Source organism: Planococcus daihaiensis (assembly GCF_049262615.1).
In the GTDB taxonomy this organism is placed as follows: Bacteria; Bacillota; Bacilli; order Bacillales_A; family Planococcaceae; genus Planococcus.
In genome coordinates this window covers 766,154-790,325 of sequence record NZ_CP175504.1, presented here as the reverse complement: position 1 = coordinate 790,325, position 24,172 = coordinate 766,154, and the positions used below count along the sequence as shown (strand labels likewise).

25 protein-coding genes are annotated in these 24,172 nt (G+C 44.2%); 22 read left to right on the top strand and 3 right to left on the bottom strand.

The features are described 5' to 3' along the window. Positions 1 to 27: 27 nt before the first annotated feature. The 11 genes from DHX103_RS03775 to DHX103_RS03725 all read left to right on the top strand — a co-directional run bounded on the left by DHX103_RS03775 (position 28) and on the right by DHX103_RS03725 (position 5,465). Positions 28 to 627, top strand: a complete 600-nt coding sequence (locus tag DHX103_RS03775; RefSeq protein ID WP_422123937.1) for a competence protein ComK — start codon at positions 28 to 30, stop codon at positions 625 to 627. Between the two features lie 290 nt (positions 628 to 917). Next, positions 918 to 1,160, top strand: a complete 243-nt coding sequence (locus DHX103_RS03770) for a hypothetical protein (RefSeq protein WP_422123936.1) — start codon at positions 918 to 920, stop codon at positions 1,158 to 1,160. A gap of 158 nt (positions 1,161 to 1,318) precedes the next feature. Next, complete coding sequence (locus tag DHX103_RS03765; protein WP_422123935.1) at positions 1,319 to 1,408, top strand: hypothetical protein; 90 nt, start codon at positions 1,319 to 1,321, stop codon at positions 1,406 to 1,408. Between the two features lie 513 nt (positions 1,409 to 1,921). Beyond that, positions 1,922 to 2,209: a hypothetical protein gene (locus DHX103_RS03760; protein ID WP_422123934.1), complete on the top strand. Its 288-nt coding sequence runs from the start codon at positions 1,922 to 1,924 to the stop codon at positions 2,207 to 2,209. Positions 2,210 to 2,229: 20 nt separating this feature from the next. Next, a complete protein-coding gene (locus DHX103_RS03755; protein ID WP_422123933.1) occupies positions 2,230 to 2,451 on the top strand; it encodes a hypothetical protein in 222 nt (73 codons plus the stop codon). A 622-nt stretch (positions 2,452 to 3,073) separates the two neighbouring features. Then, positions 3,074 to 3,592 carry a hypothetical protein gene (locus tag DHX103_RS03750; RefSeq protein ID WP_422123932.1) on the top strand — a complete coding sequence of 173 codons (519 nt, stop codon included), beginning with the start codon at positions 3,074 to 3,076 and terminating at the stop codon, positions 3,590 to 3,592. A 74-nt stretch (positions 3,593 to 3,666) separates the two neighbouring features. Then, on the top strand, positions 3,667 to 4,431 hold the full coding sequence (locus tag DHX103_RS03745) for a hypothetical protein (RefSeq protein ID WP_422123931.1): 765 nt from the start codon (positions 3,667 to 3,669) through the stop codon (positions 4,429 to 4,431). A 369-nt stretch (positions 4,432 to 4,800) separates the two neighbouring features. After that, the gene (locus DHX103_RS03740; protein WP_422123930.1) at positions 4,801 to 5,055 is read left to right on the top strand and encodes a DUF7685 domain-containing protein; all 255 of its coding nucleotides are present in this window, start codon (positions 4,801 to 4,803) and stop codon (positions 5,053 to 5,055) included. Then, positions 5,043 to 5,111 carry a hypothetical protein gene (locus DHX103_RS03735; protein WP_422124720.1) on the top strand — a complete coding sequence of 23 codons (69 nt, stop codon included), beginning with the start codon at positions 5,043 to 5,045 and terminating at the stop codon, positions 5,109 to 5,111. The genes DHX103_RS03740 and DHX103_RS03735 overlap by 13 nt, the downstream gene beginning before the upstream one ends. A gap of 6 nt (positions 5,112 to 5,117) precedes the next feature. Further along, positions 5,118 to 5,246, top strand: coding sequence for a hypothetical protein (locus DHX103_RS03730; protein WP_422123929.1), 129 nt, complete (start codon positions 5,118 to 5,120; stop codon positions 5,244 to 5,246). 6 nt (positions 5,247 to 5,252) lie between these two features. Beyond that, positions 5,253 to 5,465 (top strand): DUF7713 domain-containing protein, encoded by a 213-nt coding sequence (locus tag DHX103_RS03725; protein WP_422123928.1) that lies wholly within the window; start codon positions 5,253 to 5,255, stop codon positions 5,463 to 5,465. 298 nt (positions 5,466 to 5,763) lie between these two features. On the opposite strand, the gene DHX103_RS03720 is transcribed toward DHX103_RS03725, so the two are convergent. Continuing rightward, complete coding sequence (locus DHX103_RS03720; protein ID WP_422124719.1) at positions 5,764 to 5,835, bottom strand: hypothetical protein; 72 nt, start codon at positions 5,833 to 5,835, stop codon at positions 5,764 to 5,766. 209 nt (positions 5,836 to 6,044) lie between these two features. Here DHX103_RS03720 and DHX103_RS03715 point away from each other — a divergent pair, with 209 nt between their 5' ends. Together DHX103_RS03715 and DHX103_RS03710 are read left to right on the top strand one after the other, a co-directional pair. Then, on the top strand, positions 6,045 to 6,221 hold the full coding sequence (locus DHX103_RS03715; RefSeq protein WP_422123927.1) for an IS3 family transposase: 177 nt from the start codon (positions 6,045 to 6,047) through the stop codon (positions 6,219 to 6,221). Between the two features lie 355 nt (positions 6,222 to 6,576). After that, positions 6,577 to 10,101 carry a cell wall-binding repeat-containing protein gene (locus tag DHX103_RS03710; protein ID WP_422123926.1) on the top strand — a complete coding sequence of 1,175 codons (3,525 nt, stop codon included), beginning with the start codon at positions 6,577 to 6,579 and terminating at the stop codon, positions 10,099 to 10,101. A 225-nt stretch (positions 10,102 to 10,326) separates the two neighbouring features. Here the strand turns inward: DHX103_RS03710 and DHX103_RS03705 are convergent, their stop codons facing one another. Next, complete coding sequence (locus tag DHX103_RS03705; RefSeq protein WP_422123925.1) at positions 10,327 to 10,503, bottom strand: hypothetical protein; 177 nt, start codon at positions 10,501 to 10,503, stop codon at positions 10,327 to 10,329. A gap of 201 nt (positions 10,504 to 10,704) precedes the next feature. Between DHX103_RS03705 and DHX103_RS03700 the strand changes: the two genes are divergently transcribed. The 4 genes from DHX103_RS03700 to DHX103_RS03685 all read left to right on the top strand — a co-directional run bounded on the left by DHX103_RS03700 (position 10,705) and on the right by DHX103_RS03685 (position 17,414). Next, entirely contained in the window at positions 10,705 to 12,504 is a 1,800-nt protein-coding gene (locus tag DHX103_RS03700) for a M3 family oligoendopeptidase (RefSeq protein ID WP_422123924.1), read from the top strand. Positions 12,505 to 12,955: 451 nt separating this feature from the next. Further along, positions 12,956 to 14,245, top strand: a complete 1,290-nt coding sequence (gene ilvA / locus DHX103_RS03695; RefSeq protein WP_422123923.1) for a threonine ammonia-lyase IlvA — start codon at positions 12,956 to 12,958, stop codon at positions 14,243 to 14,245. A 383-nt stretch (positions 14,246 to 14,628) separates the two neighbouring features. After that, positions 14,629 to 16,029, top strand: a complete 1,401-nt coding sequence (locus DHX103_RS03690; RefSeq protein WP_422123922.1) for a S8 family peptidase — start codon at positions 14,629 to 14,631, stop codon at positions 16,027 to 16,029. Between the two features lie 422 nt (positions 16,030 to 16,451). Continuing rightward, on the top strand, positions 16,452 to 17,414 hold the full coding sequence (locus DHX103_RS03685; RefSeq protein ID WP_422124718.1) for a N(5)-(carboxyethyl)ornithine synthase: 963 nt from the start codon (positions 16,452 to 16,454) through the stop codon (positions 17,412 to 17,414). 133 nt (positions 17,415 to 17,547) lie between these two features. Here the strand turns inward: DHX103_RS03685 and DHX103_RS03680 are convergent, their stop codons facing one another. Beyond that, entirely contained in the window at positions 17,548 to 18,912 is a 1,365-nt protein-coding gene (locus DHX103_RS03680; RefSeq protein WP_422123921.1) for an aspartate kinase, read from the bottom strand. Between the two features lie 130 nt (positions 18,913 to 19,042). On the opposite strand from DHX103_RS03680, the gene DHX103_RS03675 reads away from it, so the two are divergent. The 5 genes from DHX103_RS03675 to DHX103_RS03655 all read left to right on the top strand — a co-directional run bounded on the left by DHX103_RS03675 (position 19,043) and on the right by DHX103_RS03655 (position 24,130). Continuing rightward, entirely contained in the window at positions 19,043 to 20,335 is a 1,293-nt protein-coding gene (locus tag DHX103_RS03675) for a homoserine dehydrogenase (RefSeq protein WP_422123920.1), read from the top strand. Beyond that, positions 20,332 to 21,393, top strand: coding sequence for a threonine synthase (gene thrC, locus DHX103_RS03670; protein WP_422123919.1), 1,062 nt, complete (start codon positions 20,332 to 20,334; stop codon positions 21,391 to 21,393). The genes DHX103_RS03675 and thrC overlap by 4 nt, the downstream gene beginning before the upstream one ends. Next, positions 21,390 to 22,295, top strand: a complete 906-nt coding sequence (gene thrB, locus DHX103_RS03665; RefSeq protein ID WP_422123918.1) for a homoserine kinase — start codon at positions 21,390 to 21,392, stop codon at positions 22,293 to 22,295. The genes thrC and thrB overlap by 4 nt, the downstream gene beginning before the upstream one ends. A 398-nt stretch (positions 22,296 to 22,693) precedes the next feature. Further along, positions 22,694 to 23,425: a YveK family protein gene (locus tag DHX103_RS03660; RefSeq protein ID WP_422123917.1), complete on the top strand. Its 732-nt coding sequence runs from the start codon at positions 22,694 to 22,696 to the stop codon at positions 23,423 to 23,425. 3 nt (positions 23,426 to 23,428) lie between these two features. Then, on the top strand, positions 23,429 to 24,130 hold the full coding sequence (locus DHX103_RS03655) for a CpsD/CapB family tyrosine-protein kinase (RefSeq protein ID WP_422123916.1): 702 nt from the start codon (positions 23,429 to 23,431) through the stop codon (positions 24,128 to 24,130). Positions 24,131 to 24,172: the final 42 nt, after the last annotated feature.

Here is a 24,172-nt window from a genome sequence, read left to right as displayed (position 1 = left end):
AGCTTTAAATTAAAAGGAGGAATATGAGTGAAGCAGAAAACGAAGGTCAATAGCGAAATGAAAAGGGAATATGCAATCAGTTCGGAAACGATTGGCATATTGCCTAATTTTGATGAAAATGGATTTCTGAACTCGAAGATCTGCAAAAAGGATGGAATCTCCATGGCCGGCATAAGCCCCTTCAACCTGATCGACACGAATCTGCGTTTTCGCGGCTCGAGTATGCGAGGTGCACTGGACGGAGCCCAGGCCATTCTGGATAAAAAGAACATGAATCCGCTCATCCTTGACAGAGAACGCGACATTATCCTGTTTCCATGCCGGTCGCCGTTTCGGGAAGACTGCGTGTGGCTGTCGCTGCGGCATGTGAAGAGTTACAAACGTTCAGGAACGAGCAACACCCAGGTCGAATTAAGCAACGACAGCATTATCATTCTCGATGTCAGTATCGAAACCTTCAGCAAGAAAATGCAGCGGGCATACGAACTGCGTTATAAGTTGCAAGCACGGACCGTGGAGTTTGAAGAGAAGGCGATGGAGACGGGTATCCGGTATCATTTGATGAAGGGTGTGGAAGGTGTGAATTATGAGGGTGGGGGAATGGAAGAACATACACTAACTCCTTAAAAGGCTAACTTAAAAACGAATCCAATAATCATATGATTTTGGATTCGTTTTTACAATTTCGAGTTAGTAAATGTACATATTGATCCTATAGTCTAGAAGCTCCTTTGAAAGGATTATTGGCTAAAAAATAAGATGTGTTGATCAAATGAGACTGATAAGATTTTTATTTGGCTGGATTTGTTTTTGGAAATATTACTATTTGGATGCTAAAGGTCCTGACAGAGATTTGAAAATAGAAAAGATTGGCCCCGATATTTTACCTTCTCACGGTATATTAGCAGCTATTAATCGTGCTTATAGGATGGTTAGGCGCAGAGGAAACACCCACTATAGCAATTCTAAGTTTAATTGCGCTCACTTATCATTTAATATATCAATGGCGAGTTTGGTATACAGAAATGAAAAGAATAGAAGAGCTTGGTTCATTTAGAGAATATGTTAAAGAAGGCATATTGTTCTTGGGAGACATAACCTCAGATCTAGCTTCTAGTATTGTCCATGATTTCGAAGATATATTAAAGGAGTTTTTTTGAGGCTATAACTCGAAGAACTATCATTATGATGAAGAATCCCTTTACGTTGGAGATGACCAAGCGACTGAAATCTTCCTTAAATATGATTTAGAAATGAACTCGAATCTGAATACTATAAAAAACGATTCAGGAGCTTAGCTAAAAAGTATCATCCGGATATGCCTAATGGTGCTGAACAAAAATTTATAGAGCTGCGAGATGATTTATCTTTTTTGACAGATTACAGTAAATTGAAAATGGGAACTTAGATTAATAGGTACCTTATTTTGCAATAGCCCAGTGACAACAAAATACAATCTATTCTAGTCACTTGCATCCAACAGAAGCTGCCTCCAGAAACCGCAAAGGTTTTCAGAGGCAGCTTCTCTATGTTTATCCGGGAATGTAAATGGTCATTGAAAATTCGCGTCCCTGGGAACGAAAAAATAAGTAGCTGTATTCAGCTGCAAAAACTGTAATAAGTACAAAAAAAGAAAACAGACTGGAGTGTATTGAGTGGCTTCTTTTCTTTAGGAACACTTAATAACTGGGTATTTTCATTGCAATTGAAAGATATGGAAGCGAAGTAAATTATTAGTTTATCTTTTTCTGTGGATATGAGGTATAGTTAGGTTCTATGGGTCAGAAGAATCAGTTCTTTAGAACCTGGAAAGATGGTGAATTGTTGTTTTATTTAAATGGTGTCGTATTAAACCATTTGGAGTATGTACTGAGAATCGTTTCATACAAATAAATTAAATAACAAAAAGGGAGACATAAGCATGGATGAAAAAAAGAAAGCAGAGGATTTTCTAACTAAAACAAAAGGACAAGTAGAAAAGATGATTCAAAACGTCGACAAAGAGAAAATAAAAGAGATTGATAGTAAATTATCTATGGAACGATTGAAATACATCACAAAAATACTGCTCGTTGGTTCTGTCTTAAGTATGGGGGTTTTTGGTTACTGGAACTATAATCACAACATGGGAGAACCTTATAAGGTAGACATAACAAACAAAGATCTAAGAGATGTTAAAAATCGAACCCTTAAGCGTTGGGGTTATTAGTAGAAAGTGGGGGAATAAAATTGAATAATAAATATGGAATAATAAGCATAACGGCGGGTGCTGTTGCTATATTTTCATTTACTTTTCTAGCGGGCATTATTTCAATGGTTACAGCTTATTTCGGGTTGCGTGCTGTAGCTGATGGAAGTACCTCCATAGAAAGTCGTAAAAGTTTATATTTTTGTATGATTGGACTCATTTTGACTATTTTAGCATTTTTACTGCACAGTTATATTTTTTAGGAGTTGTAAACTCTAATTTATAAATACTTGGCTATGGAATATTTTTTCCTGGAAAATCGTGTTCCTTGGAAAAAATCCTACAGAATTCTGACAAGTTATGATAATTGCACGGCAAAGAAACTCCCTTCCATTGAACACTGTGTTCAATGGAAGGGAGTTTTGATATTCATGCAGAAACCGGAATTGTCATGAATTGTGTTGTTCCCTGGGAACGAAAAACAAAAGTGAACAGAAAAGAGCAGGGACAGTAAAATTACTGTTCTTGCTCTTTAATTGTATTGAATAAATTATTTCTATTGCTCCGCTATATTTTTCAGATTTTTTATAGAATACAAGAAGGACTTTTGTTAAAAGGCAAGTATTGTGTTGCACAAAAAAATCTAGGAATTAATAAATGTGCAAAATTACTTTGAAATGTTGTTAGGAATTTTTTAAAATATGCTAAAATTAGAAGGAAGTACCTGTGTAAAATTTTTCTTTAAACTAATTTTTCAATGGGAAATAATAACACATAAAAAAATGAAGTTAATGGTAATATAAGTATTCATTTTTTGCAGATCATATCGTAGCAATTAATTAATTGAAAGTGATTTTGTATATTTTAAGAGGAAGTGAAGTTCACGTGTTCAACATACTAACTGAAGCAAAAGAGGCCGTCGTCCAAAAAAACAAAAATTTAGCGCTGATTGGCCAGCAATATCAAATTATCGGAAGACTAGAAGCAAAGATAAGTGAATCAAAAAAAGAATTAGAAAAAAGCGAGAAGAATCTTGCAGTCAGCAATTTAAAATATACAAACGCATCAAAAGAATTAGTAATACTTGAATCGAAAATTAGGAAAAAGACTTCAGAAATAAATGTGGTGGATAACGAAATCGTAAAAAAGAATGCTATTGAGTTTAGATTGAGGGCGGATCTGAAGTTATCGCAGAATGACTTGGATCTCATTGTTCAAAGAATAGGAGAACAGAGACTTATTTTAAGCTGGTTAAACGGGGAAATCGAAAAAGAACCGGAAGAACGAAAAGAAGAAGCGAATATGAAAGTCTTGTCAGCATTTAAAGCTATTTCTGAAGACGGTATTATTAAACTTATAACTGTAATGAAAAAATCCATAATTGAGAAGGAAAAGGGCTTTTGAACATTTGAAGTTTTATCTAGACTCAACAAGAATAAATAAGCAGAATGTTTTAGTCATAAGGAGAGACAGAGAAATTGAAAATCATCGTTATCATATTAATACTCGGATTATCGCTTAGCATATTTCTTTTAATGTACAAAGCCAGAAAAATTTATCCACAATTAGTTGATGGTTCACTTAAAGAAGAGAAGAAAAAGAATGTTGATTTCAGTAATGCTTTGTATGTATGCAAGAATACGGAATGTAATCGGAAATTCTTCAGGTTATACCAAGTACTGGAGCAGTGGAAGTATGGTATCGGTTCTGTACACGACTTTAAAAATATCAGCTTGCAGGCTGAGCTGCAAATCATTGCGACTCAATCGGTTGAATCATTTACAACAACCTCTAAAATGGTATGCCCAACCTGCCTAAACAGAGATGTAGAACGTACTAAAGAATATGAATGGATGACGGATGCGCCAGATTTCCCCCGATTAAGTAATACTGGATTGAAAGAGTTGCGTAATGAATTCAATCGCAGGAAACAATCCGGACTTTCGAGATTAAAGGAAATCGAAAAAATCATTGAAGAGAAAGAAAGCCTTGAAGCCTTTCAGTGGCAATACAAACTGGATAATTCCTTTTACTCAGGAAAATCGGAATTCGATAACAAGCGCAATACAGCGGAAGATGGAATCATTAAGATGAAGCAGGAAATTATTGCCCAACTAGACTTACTCCAAGAGAGTACACCTTTTTTAAATGAAAAAGCTCGTATTGTCGGCTTAATCAAACGGGTAAACCAAACAGCTGCGGAACGTTATAAGAAACAAAGTTTGGGGGCGGGAACACTGTAAATTAAAGAAGTTCGTATTTCATAAAAAGGGAAAAATAGAAAATTGTGATTGCATTTAAATGGTAGACTTTGGAATAGTGACGCGCCCCTGTGTCAAAGACGATTCAGTATATTCACGACAATTGAATGCAGAAAAAACGATGCCCAGGAACCGCACCGGTTTCGGGTGTTCGCCTCTGTTTAATTATCGGAATATTCGAATAGTCATAAATTCTGCCTACACAGGGAAAATCTGGGAACTACTGGGGAACTGTAAAATACAGTATTTTGATAATTTGATTGCCACTGAAAAATGTATGTGGATCCACTAGGTATATTAATTTCACCATTTACATTTCACACCGATCTATAATTGAAAAGATAACAATCGATGAACTTGAAAGAGATGACGGCGATGGCCCTTTGCCAACGATGCGGAAGCAAAAATACATCTATTCATTTAACTTCAGGATCCAAAAGGGAAACACTCTGCTTAAAGTGCTACAATTTGCGGATGACTGCTGAACTAGGAGTGGAAACTGAGAGCTATCCGGAGGGAATGACCATCCGGGACGGTGAGGGACAGTTCACCATTTTCAGATTTAAAAGCGATTGGATCCACTTAACATCTTCATGGAAGCGGTAGAGATGAAACAAGGCGGTTATGACTTTAAGGTGCAGGGTGATTTGTACACCGATTAAGGAGAATTGCTCCTGCAGTTAATTGCCAAAGCCGAGAAAGTGATGGCCGAGGCATACGTAGAAGCGGGAACTTTCCCGAACGGCCAACGCTATCATTCGATCCGGAGCGGCAGTTTGGCAGGCAGGGTAGAGTGAAATCCGGTGGATGGAGATGTTCCGCTGCTTGCAGTCGATGGGAAGTCCTATAGGTGGGATGAATTTGGCAGGATGCTGATGAGTTATGAAGTAAATCGCGCCCCTGTGTCAAAGACGATTCAATATATTCACGACAATTGCATGAAAAAGAGGCTGTCTCCAGAAATCCCAACGGTTTTCGGCGACAGCTTCTCTATATTTATCCAGAAATGGAAATAGTCATAAAATTTTGCGACACAGGGACAATCTGGGAACTGCTGGAAGTCATCAATTATTCTCTTTCGCGCTACATCACCGGCGGTTCCATATCCTCCACTTGTTTATCAGTGTCGCGCCCCTGTGTCAAAGACGATTCAGTATATTCATGACAATTGCATGCAAAAGAAGCTGTCTCCAGAAATCGAATCGTAGTGACCCCTTAAAGTTAGAGTTTTATTTATGCAGCTAATTGGCTGGCATGTGTCCAGTATTGCACCGGGCACATGGCGGCCAATTTTTGTTTGATACGTTCGTGGTTTTAATAGGAGATGTATTGTTCGATCCGCTGTTTTAATTCTTCGTATGATACCAATACTTCTCCGTAATACATCTCCTGCTTCAGAAGGCTAAATAAATTTTCAATGGCCGCGTTGTCAGCGCATACCCGAACACTGACCTGGTCGAAAAGACCGTGCGTATGGCAATGGACCGGAGAGGTCTTATTGATTTAAAGCAAGTAGTCCTTCATTCGGAGCGGGGCAGTGTTTATTCTTCTACACGGCATCATCGGTTAGTCAACGAACTTGGCTTCGGCCCAGCATGTTCAGGAAAGCAAACTGTTGGGATAACGCCGTCATCGAGAGTTTATTCACTCACTTGAAAACGGAATTCCCGCATTTTTTCCAGATCGATTCAGCTGAACAGGTGATGGAAGATCTGCCTAAATTCATCGCCTATTATAACGGAGAACGCAGCCAAAAAAGCTGGGTAATTTAACGCCGGCTACATACTTAGTATTAGAAAAAGTTGCGAGTTAATACATAATTATTCCTTGTCCAAAAATGGGGGGCTAGACTACAGGGGACATTTGGGAACTTATGGGAATTATTTTTTGCCGATTTTCAACCTTTTTTAGAGACAGAAAATAGGGCGTACAAGGGCCGTGAGTATCGGAATGACTGGCGGAAAGCAAAGTTAATGAATCACAATAGTAATTTACCCTTATAATTTCCATTGAATAACTATATAATAAATATGGTACATATTTCAAAAAATTCAAGATTGGTGGTTCTTTATAATGGTCAAAAGACCTAAGGTTAATAAAGTAGCTATATTTTTAATATTTATATTGATGTTTCAATTAATTGCTGGTATTGTTCCAGTGGTTGCGCAGGGGGATTCTACACCACCTGTTGTCAATAATCTTGAATTAAGTCCGAGCAATGTTGCAATTGGTGAAGAAGTAATACTAAAAGCTGAAGTGAAAGATGATGTATCGGGAGTAAAGAGCGTGCTTGTCTATTTCGACTCTCCGTCGAAAAATCGAGTGGTTCTCACATACCTTTATTACAATGAGACTTCTGGGCTGTACGAAGGGACTCTAACGGTAGACCCTTACGCAGAAGATGGTCAGTGGACTCTGCGGTCTGTAGTCGTCGAGGACAATGCGGAAAACAGCAGGCGTTATCTGCCTGATGAATTTCCTGATACATTATTCTATCAAGTAACAAACGAACTTGTTGATCAAACTCCACCTTCTGTAAAAAGCATTGAAATTCCTGAAGGAGAATTTGGAGCTGGAGAATCACTTAATTTAAAAGCGGAGGTAACAGATGACGTATCGGGCGTAAAAAGCGTGCTTGTCTATTTCGACTCTCCGTCGAAAAATCGAGTGGTTCTCACATACCTTTATTACAATGAGACTTCTGGGCTGTACGAAGGGACTCTAACGGTAGACCCTTACGCAGAAGAAGGTCAGTGGACTCTGCGGTCTGTAGTCGTCGAGGACAATGCGGAAAACAGCAGGCGTTATCTGCCTGATGAATTTCCTGATACATTATTCTATCAAGTAACAAACGAACTTGTTGATCAAACTCCACCTTCTGTAAAAAGCATTGAAATTCCTGAAGGAGAATTTGGAGCTGGAGAATCACTTAATTTAAAAGCGGAGGTAACAGATGACGTATCGGGCGTAAAAAGCGTGCTTGTCTATTTCGACTCTCCGTCGAAAAATCGAGTGGTTCTCACATACCTTTATTACAATGAGACTTCTGGGCTGTACGAAGGGACTCTAACGGTAGACCCTTACGCAGAAGAAGGTCAGTGGACTCTGCGGTCTGTAGTCGTCGAGGACAATGCGGAAAACAACAGGCGTTATCTGCCTGGCGAAGTAACAGCAAACAATAAGAATACTAGTTATACAGTGGTGTACAAACCAAGTGATTTAGATTCTCCTGAATTAAATGATTCTCAATTACCTTATGCAATAGTTACTAAAAACGAATTTTTAAGTAATAGAATAATCGATAAAGACTTATATATTGGTCCCAACTCGACGATTTCTATTGAAGGTGACGTAACAATAACCGGAAACGTATATGTCTATGGAACACTTATCACCTATGGTGGACTGACAATTCAAGGTTCATTGAATGCTAAGTCTGTAACCCGTGGTTCGAATTCTTCTGTATATCCGGGTGCAGTAAGAATCGTTGGTGGACAGAACTTAATTCTTTCAACTATCATCTCGAACCAACCGTACGAAGTTCCATTTGCAATCGACAATGAAGATTTAACAAACGAGAATGGGACTATAGAAATTTCAGGTAAGACTTTGCCTTTCCTTGATGTTTCATTACAGGGCACTCCAATATCACTTGAAGCAGATGGATCTTTTGCTGCCACAGCCCAAGATGTAACTTCTGACGGGATTCAGTTCACCCTGAAAGATGTTTTGGGGTATGAGATGAAAAAAGATATCGCAGTAAGAGATGTTAAACCGCCTGCAAACGTCAGCGGATTTACAGTTTCAAATGAGAAGCATAATGAAATCCAGGTGGCCTGGAATAAAGGAACAGATAATGATTTGAAAGAGTATGCACTGTATTTGGATGGCCAGTTAATAAGTACATTGCCTGCAGATGCAACTTCATACAAATTTGAAAACTTGAAGGAAGCTTCAACCTATGAATTGGCGATAGCCGCGGTTGATACAAGTACTAACACCAGTGAAATGGTGGAAGTAACTTCAACAACTTTACTTTCTAAGCCAATCGTAAATCCGGTAAGCGACAAGTCAACATCGGTAACCGGGCAGGCATCTGCAGGCACTAAAGTGTCGGTTCAAAAAGGAGAATCTGTTATCGGCTCAGGGAAAACGGATGCTGCTGGGAAATTCAATATTGAAATTCCAGCTCAGAAAGCTGGTACTGAATTGAATGTCTTCGTAAGCAACGAAGCTGGCATTGTCAGTGAGAAGGTGTTCATTATAGTTGAAGACAAAACGGCTCCTGCTTTACCCACAGTCAATTCTTTCTCTGACAAAGATTTAACAGTCAGCGGTACTGCTGAAGCTAAGGCAACAATTACAGTTAAGGCTGAAGAAAAGGTAATTGCTGAAGGAACTGCTGATGAACTTGGTAAGTTCTCGATTGCTATTGAAAAACAACAGGCGGGAACAAAGTTGACGGTAACTGCTAAGGATAGTGCAGGTAATGTGAGCCCGGCAACAGAAATCATCGTTTTGGATGAAACGGCTCCTGAAAGTCCAGTAGTTAATAAAGTGACTCATAAGTCTATTGAAATTACAGGTTCTGCGGAAGCAAACGCGGAAGTGTCCGTATTGAAAGATTCCGAAGTTATCGCCAGCGGAAAAGCGGCAGCTGACGGCAGCTACCAAATAGCTGTTGGAGCGCAACCTGTTGGAACGAAACTGGAAGTTTATGCAATAGATGCTGCTGGCAACAGGAGCGGAAATGCGAGTGTAGTAGTGGAAAAAGCAAAACCGGAAGAAACAACGCGAATCTCCGGAGCCAGCCGTTATGATACAGCGGTTGCCATTTCCAAAGTGGGCTGGAAAACGGCGGATACGGTCGTCCTGGCCACGGCAGGAAATTTCCCGGATGCGCTTGCCGGAGGACCTTTGGCTTACCAGGAAAATGCACCAATCCTGTTGACACGAACAGCGACTTTAACAAAAGAAACGAAAGCCGAGATTGCAAGGTTGGGTGCCAAGAAAGTGATTATTCTCGGCAGCAAAGGAGCCGTCTCGCTGGAAGTGGAAAGCGAATTGAAGCAAATGGGTCTAACTATCGACCGCATTGGCGGCAAGAACCGTTATGATACGGCCGCTATGATCGCGAAACGTCTCAATTCGAAAGAGGCAGTTGTGGCTTACGGTTTGAACTTCCCGGATGTCTTATCCATTTCGGCCTATGCTTCCCGAAACGGCATTCCAATCCTCTTGACGCGGACGGACAAGTTGCCGGCTGAAACCGAAACGGCACTTGAGTCGACAATGAAAACCCACGTCATCGGCAGCACGGGAGCGGTAGGGGCAGAAGTATTCCAAGCACTGCCGAATCCGGTGCGTTACGGCGGAAAGGATCGTTACGCTACGGGTCTGGAAGTGAACAGCAAGTTGAAAATGGGCAATGGAAAAGCGTTCATCGCGACAGGCAGGAACTTCCCGGATGCATTGGCGGGATCAGTTTTGGCAGCGAAGAATGATGCCCCGATTTTGTTGGTGAAGGGTGAAGCTATACCGGAAGCGACTGCGATTCAACTCGGCAATTACGAATCCTACGCCATCTTTGGTGGTACTGGGGCAGTCGGGGAAACGGTCCGTCAGCTTTTGAATAAGCAATTGAATAATTGAGTAGAGAAACCAGCGGACTTAAGAGTTATCCGCTGGTTTTTATTTATATAGTAAAATCCATTAATATTTTGTGCCCTGTGTCAGAGAGATTTCAGTTGAATTCACTTCCCTGCGAAAGAAACAATTCTACAGAATTCCAACGACTCACTAAAGTTGAATGCAAAAAACATCCATTCCCAAGCATTAAGAGTTCTTGGGAGCGGATGTTCTTTTTTATCTTCTATTCTATTCGTTGTCTTCGTCCTCACTTTTCCGAAGTTCCCGGTCTTTGGCTGCCTCATCTTTCGGTTTGTAATCTTCTTTGTAAAAAGCCTGTTTGGCACCTGAGACAATTTGCTGAGCTGCGTTGACATCCATTTCATCTCCGATCAAATCTTCATCCAGCTTTTTCTTATCGCTCATTCGGGCAGCTCTTTTCGCTAGAATAGTTTAGTATTTCATTTCCCATTTGGAGCATTAGACTAACAACGGAGAGCTTCGGCACACAAGTTCGCCTTCTCCAAAAGCAACAAAAATTCTTATTTCTTGAATTGTTAAAATCTTTAAACTACACTTAATTAGTAACACGAAATATACTCGAACCATCAGAGGAGAGAACTATATATGAATCATTACGAAATGACGTGGGATTTGGATTCCATATTTAAAGGCGGAAGCAAATCAGAAGAATTACAATCGTACATAAAAGAATTTGAAAAGAACTTGAACATATTAGGTGAACGGGTGGACGGTTTCAGCATTCCAAGCAAGCCGGAAGCAGCAGACGGCTTGTCTTCCATCCTGGAAATTTTAGAAACGTGCATGAAACAATTGAGGGAAATCGGCGCTTTTGCGAGCTGCCTGACTGCGCAGGATACGACGGACAATGAAGCCAAGATCCTGACAGGCAAACAAAGCGAATTGGGAGCTGCGTTCGCGTCAAATTCTGTGAAATTGGACCAGAAATTTCTGCAGATTGAAGACGCGGTCTGGCAAGGTTTATTGGCACAGCCCCTTATAGAGCCAGTTGCGTTTGTGTTGGATGAACGGCGTGCCAAAGCGAAGGAAAAGCTGCCTTTGGAGCAGGAAATCCTGATCAATGACTTATCTGTCAACGGCTATTCTTCCTGGGGCCAGATCTATAACAGCCTGGTCGGACGTATGAGCATCGAACATACCGAAGACGGGGAGACAAAGAAATTGTCGATGGGGCAGGCGGCCAACCGATTGAGCACGTCTGACCGTGAAGTCAGAAAAGAAGTGTTTGGTAAAATCAGCAACGCCTGGCAGGAGGAATCGGGGCTGTTCGGTGAAACCCTGAACAATTTGGCCGGATTCCGTCTGCAGACCTATAAGCACCGTGGCTGGGACAATCCGTTGAAAGAGCCGCTTGAAATCAACCGCATGAGCGAAAAAACGCTGGATGCCATGTGGGGAGCGATTACGGAGAATAAAACCCCCTTCACTTCATATTTGCAGCGGAAAGCGGAACTGCTTGGAGTTGAAAAATTGGAGTGGCATGATTTGGCAGCACCGATTGCGAAATCAACGAAGAAGGTAAGCTATGATGAAGCTGCAGATTTTATTGTTGAGCATTTCCGTCAGTTCAGCCCTCAGATGGCCGACTTTTCAGAGAAGGCATTCGAGAAGCGCTGGATTGAGGCGGAAGACCGCGCAGGCAAGCGTTCCGGCGGTTTCTGCACGAGTTTTCCGGACAGTGAACAGACGCGTATTTTCATGACGTTTTCAGGGTCGGCGACGAATATCTCGACGCTTGCGCATGAACTGGGCCATGCCTATCATCAGCATGTCATGAATGACACACAAGCATTGAATCAGCGATATGCCATGAATGTGGCCGAAACCGCCTCCACATTCGCAGAAATGATCGTGTCGGATGCAGCGGTCAAAAACGCAAACAATAAAGAAGAAAAAATTGCCTTGCTGGAAGACAAGATCAAGCGAAGCATCGCGTTCTTCATGAATATCCATTCGCGCTTCCTCTTCGAAACGCGTTTTTACGAAGAGCGGAAAAACGGAGCCGTTTCCGTCAACCGGCTGAACGAGCTGGCAGTGGAAGCGCAGAAAGAAGCGTACGGGGAAGAGCTGGCAAGCTTTAACCCGACATTTTGGGCTTCGACTTTGCATTTCCATATTACAGGGGTGCCGTTCTATAACTTCCCGTATACATTCGGCTACCTGTTCAGCCAGGGCGTCTACGCGAAAGCACTGGAAACCGAAGGCGATTTTGAAGAGTCCTATAATGCCTTGCTGCGGGACACAGGCCGCATGACCGTGGAGCAATTGGCGAAGGAGCATTTGGATGTGGATATTGAGCAAGCTGGTTTCTGGGAAGACGCAATTGCGATATGTGTGAAAGATGTAGAAGAATTTTTGGAATTGACGAAAGTGACCGTAGCTTAAAACCGCTCCGGGGTCCCACACAATTCGAATCAATGATTGCGCCCCCTGTGTCAAAAACGATTCAGTGTATTCAATCCAATTACATGCAAAAGAAGCTGTCTCCAGAAACCAGTAGGGTTTCCGAAGACAGCTTCTCTATATTTATCCAGAAATGTAAATAGTCATAAAAGTTCGCTACACAGGGAACATCTTGGAACTGCTGGAAATCGACTGGAAAAAAAGATGTAAAGACCGCGTCCTCTAGTTAAACGCTAGATTATCTTAAGTTAAATATACATAAATACCGGTCCAAACTAGAAATTAGAAAAGCCAACTCATCTCATATCAACAGCGTCTCATCAACAACTTCCAGCTGTTTCAAAAGCCGCAACAATATTGTCGGAATTTTCTTTTCATTTGTATAGCACATTGTGTTAGAGTAAGGAAATACTAAAATAAGAAGGTGACATATATGGCGGGAAGCAACATTAAAGAATTGGAACAGCAAGCAACATCGACGAAAGTATCTGTTGAAGAAATCATGGTGGCGAATCAGGCGCTCAAAGACGTCGTGATTAAAACGCCGCTGCAGCGCAATGAAATTCTTTCTGCCAGATATAGCTGCAACGTCTATTTAAAACGGGAAGATTTGCAAGTGGTACGTTCATTCAAGCTGCGCGGAGCTTATAACTTCATTCGCAGCCTGACAAAAGAAGAACGACACAAAGGAGTCGTTTGTGCCAGTGCCGGCAACCATGCCCAAGGCGTTGCATATTCCTGCTTTGCGCTGGGCATTGAAGGAAAAATTTTCATGCCGCTGACAACCCCCAGCCAAAAAGTTTCCCAAGTAAAGCGCTTTGGCGGCGAGAACGTCTCGGTCGTCCTCACAGGAGACACGTTTGACGATGCCTATACAGCGGCGATGGAATACTGTACAGCCGAAGAAAAAATATTTGTCCATCCGTTTGACAACGAACGGGTTATTGCCGGGCAAGGCACGGTGGCAGTGGAAATCCTGAACGACATGCAGGAGCCTGTCGACTATGTGTTTTGTGCCATCGGCGGTGGCGGGTTGGCGTCAGGCATCGGATCGTATTTAAAAGGGATCAGCCCGTCCACGAAACTGATTGGCGTGGAGCCGGCGGGAGCTGCCAGTATGAAGGCATCGCTGGACAGTGGCCAGGTGACCCGTCTCGATTCAATTGATACCTTTGTTGACGGCGCAGCGGTGAAACAGGTCGGCGCGTTGCCGGTGTCAATCTGCAAAGATGTTTTGGATGATATCGCATTGGTACCCGAAGGCAAAGTCTGCACGACCATTCTGCAGCTGTATAACGAAAATGCCATTGTAGCGGAACCGGCGGGTGCTTTATCAGTGGCGGCACTGGATTTCTATCCCGAAGAAATTAAAGGGAAGAATGTGGTATGCGTCGTCAGCGGCGGCAACAATGACATTGAGCGGATGCAGGAAATTAAAGAAAAATCCCTGATTTATGAAGGGTTAAAGCATTACTTCATCGTCACGTTTCCGCAGCGTGCCGGCGCGCTTCGCAAGTTCATGGACCAAGTTTTAGGCGAGCAGGATGACATCACACATTTCCAATACACAAAACGGACCAACCGCGAAGCAGGCCCCGTCATCGTGGGCATTGAACTGAAGTGCAGGGAAGACTATGCGCCGCTTGTGAAACGAATGGATGAAAAAGGATTTCCCTATAAGGAGATCAATAATGATCCGTTGTTGTTTAACTTGCTGATTTAAATCGAATCTCTACTCTATATTTCGCGCCCCTGTGTCAAAGACGATTCAGCCTATTCACTACAAATGCATGACAAAGAAGCTGTCTCCAGAAACCCCAATGGTTTCCGGAGACAGCTTCTCTATATTTATCCCAAAATGTAAATAGTCATAAAAGTTTGCGACACAGGGACAATCTGGGGACTGCTGGAAATTCGGAAGTACCTTAGAAAATTTATGCTTCTGCACTTATATCCTATTTATAATACCGTTAGCTGGGTCTATTAACACTGACTAGCACTTAGTAAATATGTTATATTTTCATTGATTAATTATTAAAAAGTCAAAATATTAATATCTTACTAAGGCGCGGAAGAGTTAGAAATTTAAAGAAGTGGGGTATTGCCATGAAAAAATTTACTGCTTTGCTGACAGTGTTTATTGCCATTTTCGGATTCGCATTTCTGGTCACGGCTGAAAATCAGGATTCACAGCGTGCCATCGTGATCCTGGAAGAAGGAGCTTCGCCCGAGTTGTTGAACGGAACAGGCGCAGATGTCATTGAATACTACGCCAATGTTTCGGCAGCTTATATCAAAGGCAACGAAGAGACATTGGCGAAGCTTGCCACCCAAAATGGGGTAGAGATGGTTGAAAAGGATCAATTTATTGCCGGCAAAGCACAACTGCCAAGTTGGGGCCTCCCGCATATCAACGCAGATGTCAGCTGGGAATCCGGCTATACGGGAAAAGGTGTCAAAATCGGGGTGATTGATTCGGGGATTTCGCCTCATCCGGATTTGAAAATTGCCGGAGGAGTTTCAATTGTGGAAGACAATCCATCTTATTACGATGTTAATGGCCACGGCACTCACGTAGCGGGAATAATCGGAGCGCTCGATAACTCGATCGGCGTTGTCGGGGTTGCCCCGGAAGCGGAGCTGTATGCCATCAGAGTATTTGGTCATGACAATTCGGGGTATTTATCGGATGTCATCGGCGGAATCGACTGGGCGATCACCAATGAGATGGATATCATCAACATGAGTCTTGGTGCAGCAGAAGGTTCAGAGTTGTTTCAGGAAGTCATCCGTAAAGCGGCGGCAAACAATATTTTAATCATCGCGGCTGCCGGTAATGCAGGACAGGCTAATCCAGCGGGCGATTCCGTTGAATATCCGGCAAGGTATGAGGAAGTGATTGCTGTTTCAGCTGTCGATAACCTGTCAGCGCGTGCTTACTTTTCATCTGCCGGCCCGGCAGTCGACTTGGCGGCGCCTGGCGTTGCGATCAGAAGCACGTTTCTCAATGACACATATTTTGATATGACCGGCACTTCAATGGCTACGCCTTTCGTAGCAGGCCAGGCAGCGCTGGTCAAAGAAGCCTATCCCGGCTTGACCAACGAGCAGGTCAAAAGCCTTCTCGGTAAAAATGCGATCGACCTCGGGGTCCCAGGGACTGATCCCGTCTACGGTGCCGGTTTGATACAGGCGCAGCCTTATATGGAACCTGCTTTCGGGAAGTATGCCACTAAAAACCCGGTCAATTCAATGCGCGTTTCCAAAGAATATGTTTTCGGCGATGAAAAAACGGTTCATCAGCTGAAGGCCAAAGTAAAACTGTTGGACGGCACCAAAATCGACATTACCGATGCAGCCCAATGGTCTTCCGAGGATCCATCAATCGCCACTGTTGATAAAGGACGTGTCAACCTCATTGAGGAGGGGGAGACTGCATTGGAGGTCGAATATGAAGGGCTGGATATCACAATCCATATCGAGGTGACAGCATCATTTGACGATTAATGTCGCGCACCTGCCAGATTAAATAGATGTTCGAAACAATGAAAAATAGACAAAAATTTCAGTTCTGATTTCTGCTGTGATTCAGCCAGAAACCAATGATTGCCTCTAACACTTATAGCTCTATAAGTGTTGGGGCAATCACTTTTTATTCAATATGAATAAAAGAAAAGGGAATGGCGGATGAGTGGGCGAGTATCCTGCACAGTTCTACAATATCAAGAGAAATGCAGTTCTATTATCAAGATTCCAGCAAGACATCAAAAAAATTTCGAATTTGTGCCGTCCTATAGGTACAAAAACAATCCTTTGTGCGCAAAATGTCGGAAATGCCCTCTTGAAAAGACGCTTCTGGAAGGGTTTTCATGATACGATAAACTTAACCGTATTATCGGGAGAAACTGGGGGAAAACATTTTGAAGACAATGGGATTTGTAATCAGCCGTAAGAATAATGAAAAGCGCCGTGCGATTTTGCCGGCAGATTTGGCGCAGGTTGCGCATCCGGAGCGTTTGTATTTTGAACAAGGTTACGGGAAAGTGCTCGGTTTGACTGACGAAGATTACAGCGATATGGGCGCAACAATTGCGACGCGCGAACAAGTTCTTTCGTGCGATGCCATTGTTGACGTCAAGCTGGGCTACGCTGATTATTTTGATCAGTTGGAAGACGGCAAAATATTGATCGGCTGGGCGCATGCAATCCAGGACCTGAAATTCACAGACGGCGCAATCGCCGGAAAGCATACGGTCATTGCGTGGGAAGAATTGTTTGAAGGCGGCCGCTATATTTTCTACCGCAACCGCGAAGTCGCAGGCGAAGCGGCAGTGCTCCAGGCGTATCAGCATTGCGGCAAAATGCCATACGAGACGCGTGTCGCGATTCTCGGAAACGGCCACACCGGAAAAGGTGCCTTGCGCATCTTGCACGGACTGGGTGCGGACGTGGATGTTTACGGCAGAAAATCAGAAACGCTGTTCCGCGAAAAGATGTTCGATTACGACGTGCTCGTCAACTGCATCATGTGGGACACGGCACGCACCGACCGCATCATCTACCGTGAAGACCTCAAGCGTTTGAAAAAAGGCGCGATGATCATCGACGTCAGCTGCGACCCGGAACTTGCAATTGAGACGACGGTCCCGACAACGATCGACAACCCGGTGTATACAGTCGACGGCATCATCCATTACGCAGTCGACAACACACCGGCGATGTTCCCGCACACCATTACCAAAGTGCTCAGCACAGGTTTCGCGCCGATGCTGAACGGACTTCTGGAAGGCGAGCGTTCTGACATGGTGCAGGGAGCTGTCGTTATCGAAGACGGCATCATCAAAGACCAACGCATCACCGCATTCCGCGAAGCCCGCGGCATGACTGTTTAAAAATAAAAAATTACGCCTCTATAGCATCCGAAAAAAGCCGTATCCAAAACCCTCGAGGTTTCTGGATACGGCTTTTCTATATTTACCCAAGAAAATAAATAGGGGGACGCTGGAAGCATTCAAGTGCTCACCTTTATTTCACCAACGCCGGTTCAAAAAACTCCTGATACAACTCTCTTACGATTTTTGTCTCATCGTGTTTCAATACGCCGAACACCAGGCTGACTTCGGATGAGCCCTGGTTGATCATTTCGATATTGGCGCCGGTCCGGGCAATTGCGCTGGCGGCGCGAGCTGCCAGGCCGGTTGTATTATTCATGCCTTCGCCAACTAGAACGACCATGGAAAAATCGCTGCGTATGTGGACATCATCGGCATGCAATTCGTGTTTGATGCGATGGACGATGTGCGCTTCTTTTTCGGGGGTCAATTGATGGCTGCGGATGATGACCGATAAATTATCGATGCCGGACGGAATGTGTTCATAGGAAACTTCCTCATCTTCTAAAATCTGCAGCAGTTTCCGTCCAAAGCCGATTTCCCGGTTCATCAAATATTTGCTGACGTACAGAGTGGAAAACCCGCTGTCGGCTGAAATGCCGGTCACCGGACGTTCGCTGTAATCGCGTTCGGTTACAATCATCGTGCCCACAGCGGCAGGATCATTTGTGTTTTTGATGCACACCGGAACGGATTCTTTAAAGGCCGGCATCAAGGCTTCATCATGAAAAACGGCAAAGCCGGCATAGGACAGCTCCCGCATTTCCCGGTACGTCATGCTGTCAATTGCAACTGGATTTTCTATTACATGGGGGTTGGCTGCAAAAACGCAATCGACGTCAGTAAAATTTTCATACAGCTCCGCTTTCACAGCAGCCGCTAAAATAGAACCTGTGATGTCAGATCCCCCGCGCTCGAAAGTCCGCAGTGTACCATTCTTTGTGAAACCGAAATATCCCGGGAATACACCGACTGATCCAGTGTTCCGCAAAGCGGCAAGGCGTTCATACGCTTCCGGCAACGCTTGAGCGCGCTCCGGCAAATCATTGACAATCATTCCGGCATCCCAGGGGTTGATATACTCGGCCTGCAAGCCGATTGAAACGAAATAAGCGGAAACCAGTTTCGCTGAATTGTCTTCACCGCTCGCTTTGATGCAGTCCATATACAAATTCACGTTGGCTTTATCAGCAGTCAGTCGGCTCCAAAGGTCGTTTTTGATGATACCAACGATGGCTGGGCCAAGATTTAACGCTTCCGCAATGTCGGCATAGCGCTGCACTATATTTGCAAATAGCGCCTCGACCCTTTCGCCGGCCAATGACGCCTGGCCAAGCTCGATCAGCAGGTCGGTAACTTTGATGTCCCCGCTGAACCGTTTGCCGGGTGCGGACACGACGATAATTTTACGGCTGGAATCGCTTTGCACAATCGCGGCCACTTTTTTGATCTGTTGTGCACTTGCTACTGAAGTACCGCCAAATTTACAAACTTTCATCAAATCAAATCCCGTCCGTTTATTTATATAGTAGATTAAGGGTTGTTTTAAATTCAGTATAATACTATAATGTCCATATACAGAAAACAACTGTGTTTTTACAGTGTACACAGCATGGGAGGAATCGTCAATGAAAAATGAAATTTCAATCGGATTATTAGGGCTTGGGACGGTAGGCGAAGGGGTTGCAAAAATCTTGCATCAGCACGAGCAGGATTTACGCCATAAACTTGGCGCTGAAGTTACCGTCAAAAAGGTCTTGATCAGGGACAAAAACAAAGAACGAATGACCACGCTTGATCCGGCTGTCTTTACGACTGACATTGATGAGGTTTTAAACGATTCGTCGCTGGACATCATTGTAGAAGTGATGGGCGGAATTGAAGGCGCAAGAGAAGCGATGGAAAAAGCCCTCAAAGCAGGCAAACAGGTCGTCACTGCCAATAAAGATGTCATGGCGGAATTCGGCCATGATCTATTGAAACTGGCCGATGAGCAAAAATGCGATTTATTCTATGAAGCAAGTGTGGCAGGGGGCATTCCCATCATCCGCACATTGGAAGATGGATTGGCATCCGACCGCATTACGAGTTTGATGGGAATTGTCAACGGCACGACCAACTTCATTTTAACGAAAATGAAAAAAGAAAATATGACTTACGAAACAGCATTGGCAGAAGCGACGCGGCTTGGTTATGCAGAAGCCGATCCCTCAGCGGATGTCGACGGAATAGATGCCGCCCGGAAAATGGTGATTTTATCATCATTGGCGTATTCAACAGTGGTGCATCTTGATGACGTATTAGTGCGGGGCATGAAAGAAATCCGGGATGGCGATTTGGAGATGGCAGCAAAATTCGGCTATACCATGAAGATGGTCGGGTCATCCAAGAAGAACGAAGATGGCATCGAAGTGGCCGTGGAACCGATTTTTCTCGCTGACTCGCATCCGCTTGCAGCGGTCAATAACGAATTCAATGCAGTATACATACACGGTGATGCTGTAGGGGAGACGATGCTTTACGGACCCGGCGCCGGTTCGCTTCCTACAGCGACATCGGTCGTTTCGGATATTATCGCGGCTTGCCGCAATCTGCAATTAGGGGTCAATGGCAAGCGCGCCCACGCCTCTCAGCATGAACGGGTCATTAAACCAGACAGCAGCTGCTTTTCAAAATATTTTTACCGCTTGCTCGTTAAAGATGAAGTGGGTGTCTTATCCCGGTTAACTTCTATTTACAGTGAAAACGGCGCAAGCCTGCAATCGGTCATGCAGCATCCTGCAGCAGTCGAAGGCAAAGCGGAAATTATTTTATTGACCCACCAGATTTCAAGACAGCAACATCTCGATTTACTGAAAAATTTGGAAGGCACGGCGAACATCATCAGCCATTACCGCATCGAAGGAGAGGAAACAGCATGAGATGGCCTGGATTAATCGAACAATACAAAGAGTGGTTGCCGGTAACTGAAAAAACACCTGCGTTGACATTGCAGGAAGGCAATACACCGCTTGTCCATCTGGAGAAATTATCCGCACAATGGGGCATCAATCTCTACGTGAAACTCGAAGGGGCCAATCCGACCGGCTCGTTCAAAGACCGCGGCATGGTGATGGCGGTGGCCAAAGCAAAAGAAGAAGGCAAAACGGTGTTGATCTGTGCCTCGACAGGCAATACATCAGCTTCAGCTGCGGCTTACGGCGCGCGGGCAGGCATGCGGACAATCGTTGTCATTCCGCAAGGCCGCATTGCGCTCGGCAAATTGGCTCAGGCAAAAATGTACGGCGCAGAAATTTTAGAAATAAAAGGAAATTTCGATGAAGCTCTCCGAATGGTGCGGGAAGTGGGGCAGGAAGCCGGCATTGCGTTAGTGAACTCCGTCAACCCTTACCGTTTGGAAGGCCAAAAAACGATTGCCTTCGAAGTGATTGACCAACTGGAGGCAGTGCCGGATGTTTTCGCGCTGCCCGTCGGCAATGCGGGCAATATTTCCGCTTCCTGGAAAGGTTTCAGTGAATTTGCCGCAAAAACAGGTGCAAAACGGCCGACGCTTCTGGGTGTGCAAGCGGCGGGTGCTGCGCCGATCGTCAATAACGAAGTGGTCGACAATCCCGAAACAGTGGCAACCGCCATCCGCATCGGGAATCCTGCCAGCTGGCAATTGGCATTGAACGCATTATCCGAATCGAATGGCACGATTTTAGCGGCCACAGACGAAGAAATTCTGGAAGCCTACCAATTGATCGCGGCGACTGAAGGGATTTTTGCAGAACCGGCGTCTTGCGCATCGATTGCGGGCATCAAAAAGCAAGTGGAAAACGGTCAGCTCGCCAAGGGCTCGACGGTAGTCGCCGTTTTGACCGGCAATGGTTTGAAGGATCCGGAAACGGCGATTTCCGTCAATGAACATAAAGCACTTCTTGTACCGGAAGATATGGAACGCTTTTGGGAGGAATTAAAGAGCGGGGTGAAAGCATGAGCTTTAAAGACTTTGCTGTAAGAGTTCCAGCATCCACTGCCAATTTGGGACCTGGATTCGACTCGATCGGCTTGGCGCTTGAACTTTACTTGACCGTCCATGTCTCCAAAGCTTCCGCCTGGTCAGTGGAATATCTAACAGAAGGCTATCAATCCCTATCCGGTGCATCCGATAATTTGCTCGTCACGACCATCCAATTTGCAGCAAAGCGCTACGGCAAAGAAATGCCCACCGCCAAACTTGAAGTGACAACGGATATCCCATTGAGCAGAGGCTTGGGCAGCAGCGCTTCAGCCATCGCAGCAGGCATTGAAATTGCGGATCGTTTGCTGGCACTGGAATTGACGATGCAGGAAAAATTAATTATCGGCACAGAATTGGAAGGCCATCCGGATAATATTTCGGCTTCACTGCTTGGTGGATTGACGATATCGTATTGGAACGGGGAAGAGTTGGCAGTCAACCATATTACAGACGTCGATATTGCCGCTGTCATTCTGGTGCCGCCGGTGGAATTTCTGACGGCGGAGTCAAGAGGCTTATTGCCGGATGCGCTGCCATACGCCGAAGCCATCCGAAGCAGCGCAGCGGCAAATGTCTTTTCCGCCGCCGTCGCTGCCGGAGACTGGAAAACCGCCGGCCGGATGATGGAAAACGACGAATTCCATGAACCTTTTCGGACGGGCAGATTTCCGAACTTTGCCGAAATCCGGAAGACGTGCAGCGACAATGGCGCTTATGGCTCAGCGATCAGCGGTGCCGGACCGTCATTATTCATCGCCGTTGAACCTGGACGGGAGCACCAATTGGCTGCCGTGTTGAAAGAACAATATCCGCATTACGAATGCCTGGTGACAAAACCGGCTTTTCGGGGGATTGAGTTTTGTGAAAAGGTGGTGTGAGTGATAGTGACACGCCATTGTCGTAAAAGATGATTCAGTATATACGCGACAATTAAATAGAAAAAAAGCCGCATTTAGAAACCTTTTGGTTTCTGAATGCGGCTTTTTTCATGGTCACTTAGAAAGGGAAATACAGGAAATCTGGACTTGGGGAGGCGGCGGATAACCGAAAAGTTTTTTCAATAATATATCTCCTTATAATTTAACTGAATTTTAACCTAGTGGGCTTAATATTTACCTTAACAAACAATTTAAATTGTAATAATTTGGTGGGCGGTGGTGTATATGTGGCCAAACGGAAAAAAATTCGCATTTATTAATGTTGGTGATAGGGACTGTAGTACAAGTATTTAAAAAGCAAATATTGCTTTACTAAACCTAAAGGAGCTGGTATCTAAATGGAAGAAACTATCAGTTTAAAAGATCTTTTCATGACCATCCGAAAGCGTCTAGGCCTTATCTCGTTATTGACAATCCTGGCAATCATGATTGCCGGTGTCATCTCATTTATGGTTATTACTCCTGTCTACCAGTCGTCGACGGAGATTCTCGTCAACCATACCACAACAGGAACCGGCCAAGTGACAGATCTGAACATCGAGACGGATTTGCAATTGATTAATACCTATTCGGGCATCATCAAGAGTCCTGTAATTCTGGATCAGGTCGTGGAATCAATGAATTTGGGAATAAGTACAGATCAGTTCGCTGATAAAATAACCGTCAGCAACTCTGATCAGTCGCAAATCGTGACTATTACCGTGCAGGATGAAAATCCTGCAGTTGCAGTGGAAATCGCCAATACCACAGCTTCCGTTTTTGAAAATGACATCCAGGGATTAATGAATGTTGATAACGTCAGAATTCTGTCTCCGGCAGTCATGAAAGAAAACCAGGCACCGGTCTCACCGAATCCGTGGCTCAATATGGCAATCGCTGCGGGGGCTGGATTGGTGCTTTCGGTTGGACTCGTATTCCTTCTTGAATTTCTCGATACAACGGTCAAAGACCAACAGGATATCGAAGACATCCTCGGCATTCCGGTACTGGGCTTCGTTTCACCGATTGTTGAAAAAGCGGAACTTAAACAGGATAACAAAACGACATCAACTAGAATGGTGGTGGGATAAAGAATGGTGAAAAAGAAAAAAGTTCTCCAGCAGACGGCACGAAAGTTGATCGCGTTTACAACACCACGCTCTTTTGCAGCTGAACAATTCCGTACAATTCGTACGAACATCAAATTCTCATCACCGGATGCGGATATTCGCACAATGGTTGTAACCTCTGCAGCGCCATCTGAAGGGAAGTCGACAACGGCGGCGAACCTGGCTGTGGTTTTTGCACAGGAAGGCAAGAAGGTTCTGTTGGTTGATGGTGATATGCGCAAACCGACCACCCATTACACATTCCACACGGGGAATACGACCGGACTTTCAAGTGTCCTGACAAGACAGACAACGGCGGTAAAAGCAATCCGCTCAACTGGGGTCGAACGATTGGACCTGTTGACATGTGGGCCAATTCCGCCAAACCCGGCAGAACTGCTGTCGTCTAAATCAATGGATGCGCTGATTCTGCAATTGACAGGTTTATACGATATGGTGATTTTCGATGCACCACCCATCCTGGCGGTATCGGATGGTCAAATTTTAGCTAATAAATGCGAAGGCACGATCCTCGTCATCGACTCCGGGAATACCGAGAAAGACATGGCGCGGAAAGCAAAAGAAGCAATTGAATCTTCGGATAGCCGGATTATCGGGGCTGTTCTGAACAATTTCAAGCTTCCGAAAGACAACAGCTCTTATGAATATTATGGTGCGACGGAGTAAATAGAAGCGTCTTTTTTACTCTTTCCGTTTGAAAGAAAACCA

What these genes read in the sequence shown, in the direction of transcription:
- thrC (WP_422123919.1), top strand. Translation starts at nt 20,332, where the DNA reads ATGAGATGGCCTGGATTAATCGAACAATACAAAGAGTGGTTGCCGGTA.
- DHX103_RS03710 (WP_422123926.1), top strand. Translation starts at nt 6,577, where the DNA reads ATGTTTCAATTAATTGCTGGTATTGTTCCAGTGGTTGCGCAGGGGGAT.
- DHX103_RS03705 (WP_422123925.1), bottom strand. Translation starts at nt 10,503, where the DNA reads ATGAGCGATAAGAAAAAGCTGGATGAAGATTTGATCGGAGATGAAATG.
- ilvA (WP_422123923.1), top strand. Translation starts at nt 12,956, where the DNA reads ATGGCGGGAAGCAACATTAAAGAATTGGAACAGCAAGCAACATCGACG.
- DHX103_RS03700 (WP_422123924.1), top strand. Translation starts at nt 10,705, where the DNA reads ATGAATCATTACGAAATGACGTGGGATTTGGATTCCATATTTAAAGGC.
- DHX103_RS03660 (WP_422123917.1), top strand. Translation starts at nt 22,694, where the DNA reads ATGGAAGAAACTATCAGTTTAAAAGATCTTTTCATGACCATCCGAAAG.
- DHX103_RS03760 (WP_422123934.1), top strand. Translation starts at nt 1,922, where the DNA reads ATGGATGAAAAAAAGAAAGCAGAGGATTTTCTAACTAAAACAAAAGGA.
- thrB (WP_422123918.1), top strand. Translation starts at nt 21,390, where the DNA reads ATGAGCTTTAAAGACTTTGCTGTAAGAGTTCCAGCATCCACTGCCAAT.
- DHX103_RS03690 (WP_422123922.1), top strand. Translation starts at nt 14,629, where the DNA reads ATGAAAAAATTTACTGCTTTGCTGACAGTGTTTATTGCCATTTTCGGA.
- DHX103_RS03680 (WP_422123921.1), bottom strand. Translation starts at nt 18,912, where the DNA reads ATGAAAGTTTGTAAATTTGGCGGTACTTCAGTAGCAAGTGCACAACAG.
- DHX103_RS03715 (WP_422123927.1), top strand. Translation starts at nt 6,045, where the DNA reads ATGTTCAGGAAAGCAAACTGTTGGGATAACGCCGTCATCGAGAGTTTA.
- DHX103_RS03740 (WP_422123930.1), top strand. Translation starts at nt 4,801, where the DNA reads ATGAACTTGAAAGAGATGACGGCGATGGCCCTTTGCCAACGATGCGGA.
- DHX103_RS03765 (WP_422123935.1), top strand. Translation starts at nt 1,319, where the DNA reads ATGCCTAATGGTGCTGAACAAAAATTTATAGAGCTGCGAGATGATTTA.
- DHX103_RS03655 (WP_422123916.1), top strand. Translation starts at nt 23,429, where the DNA reads ATGGTGAAAAAGAAAAAAGTTCTCCAGCAGACGGCACGAAAGTTGATC.
- DHX103_RS03675 (WP_422123920.1), top strand. Translation starts at nt 19,043, where the DNA reads ATGAAAAATGAAATTTCAATCGGATTATTAGGGCTTGGGACGGTAGGC.
- DHX103_RS03685 (WP_422124718.1), top strand. Translation starts at nt 16,452, where the DNA reads ATGGGATTTGTAATCAGCCGTAAGAATAATGAAAAGCGCCGTGCGATT.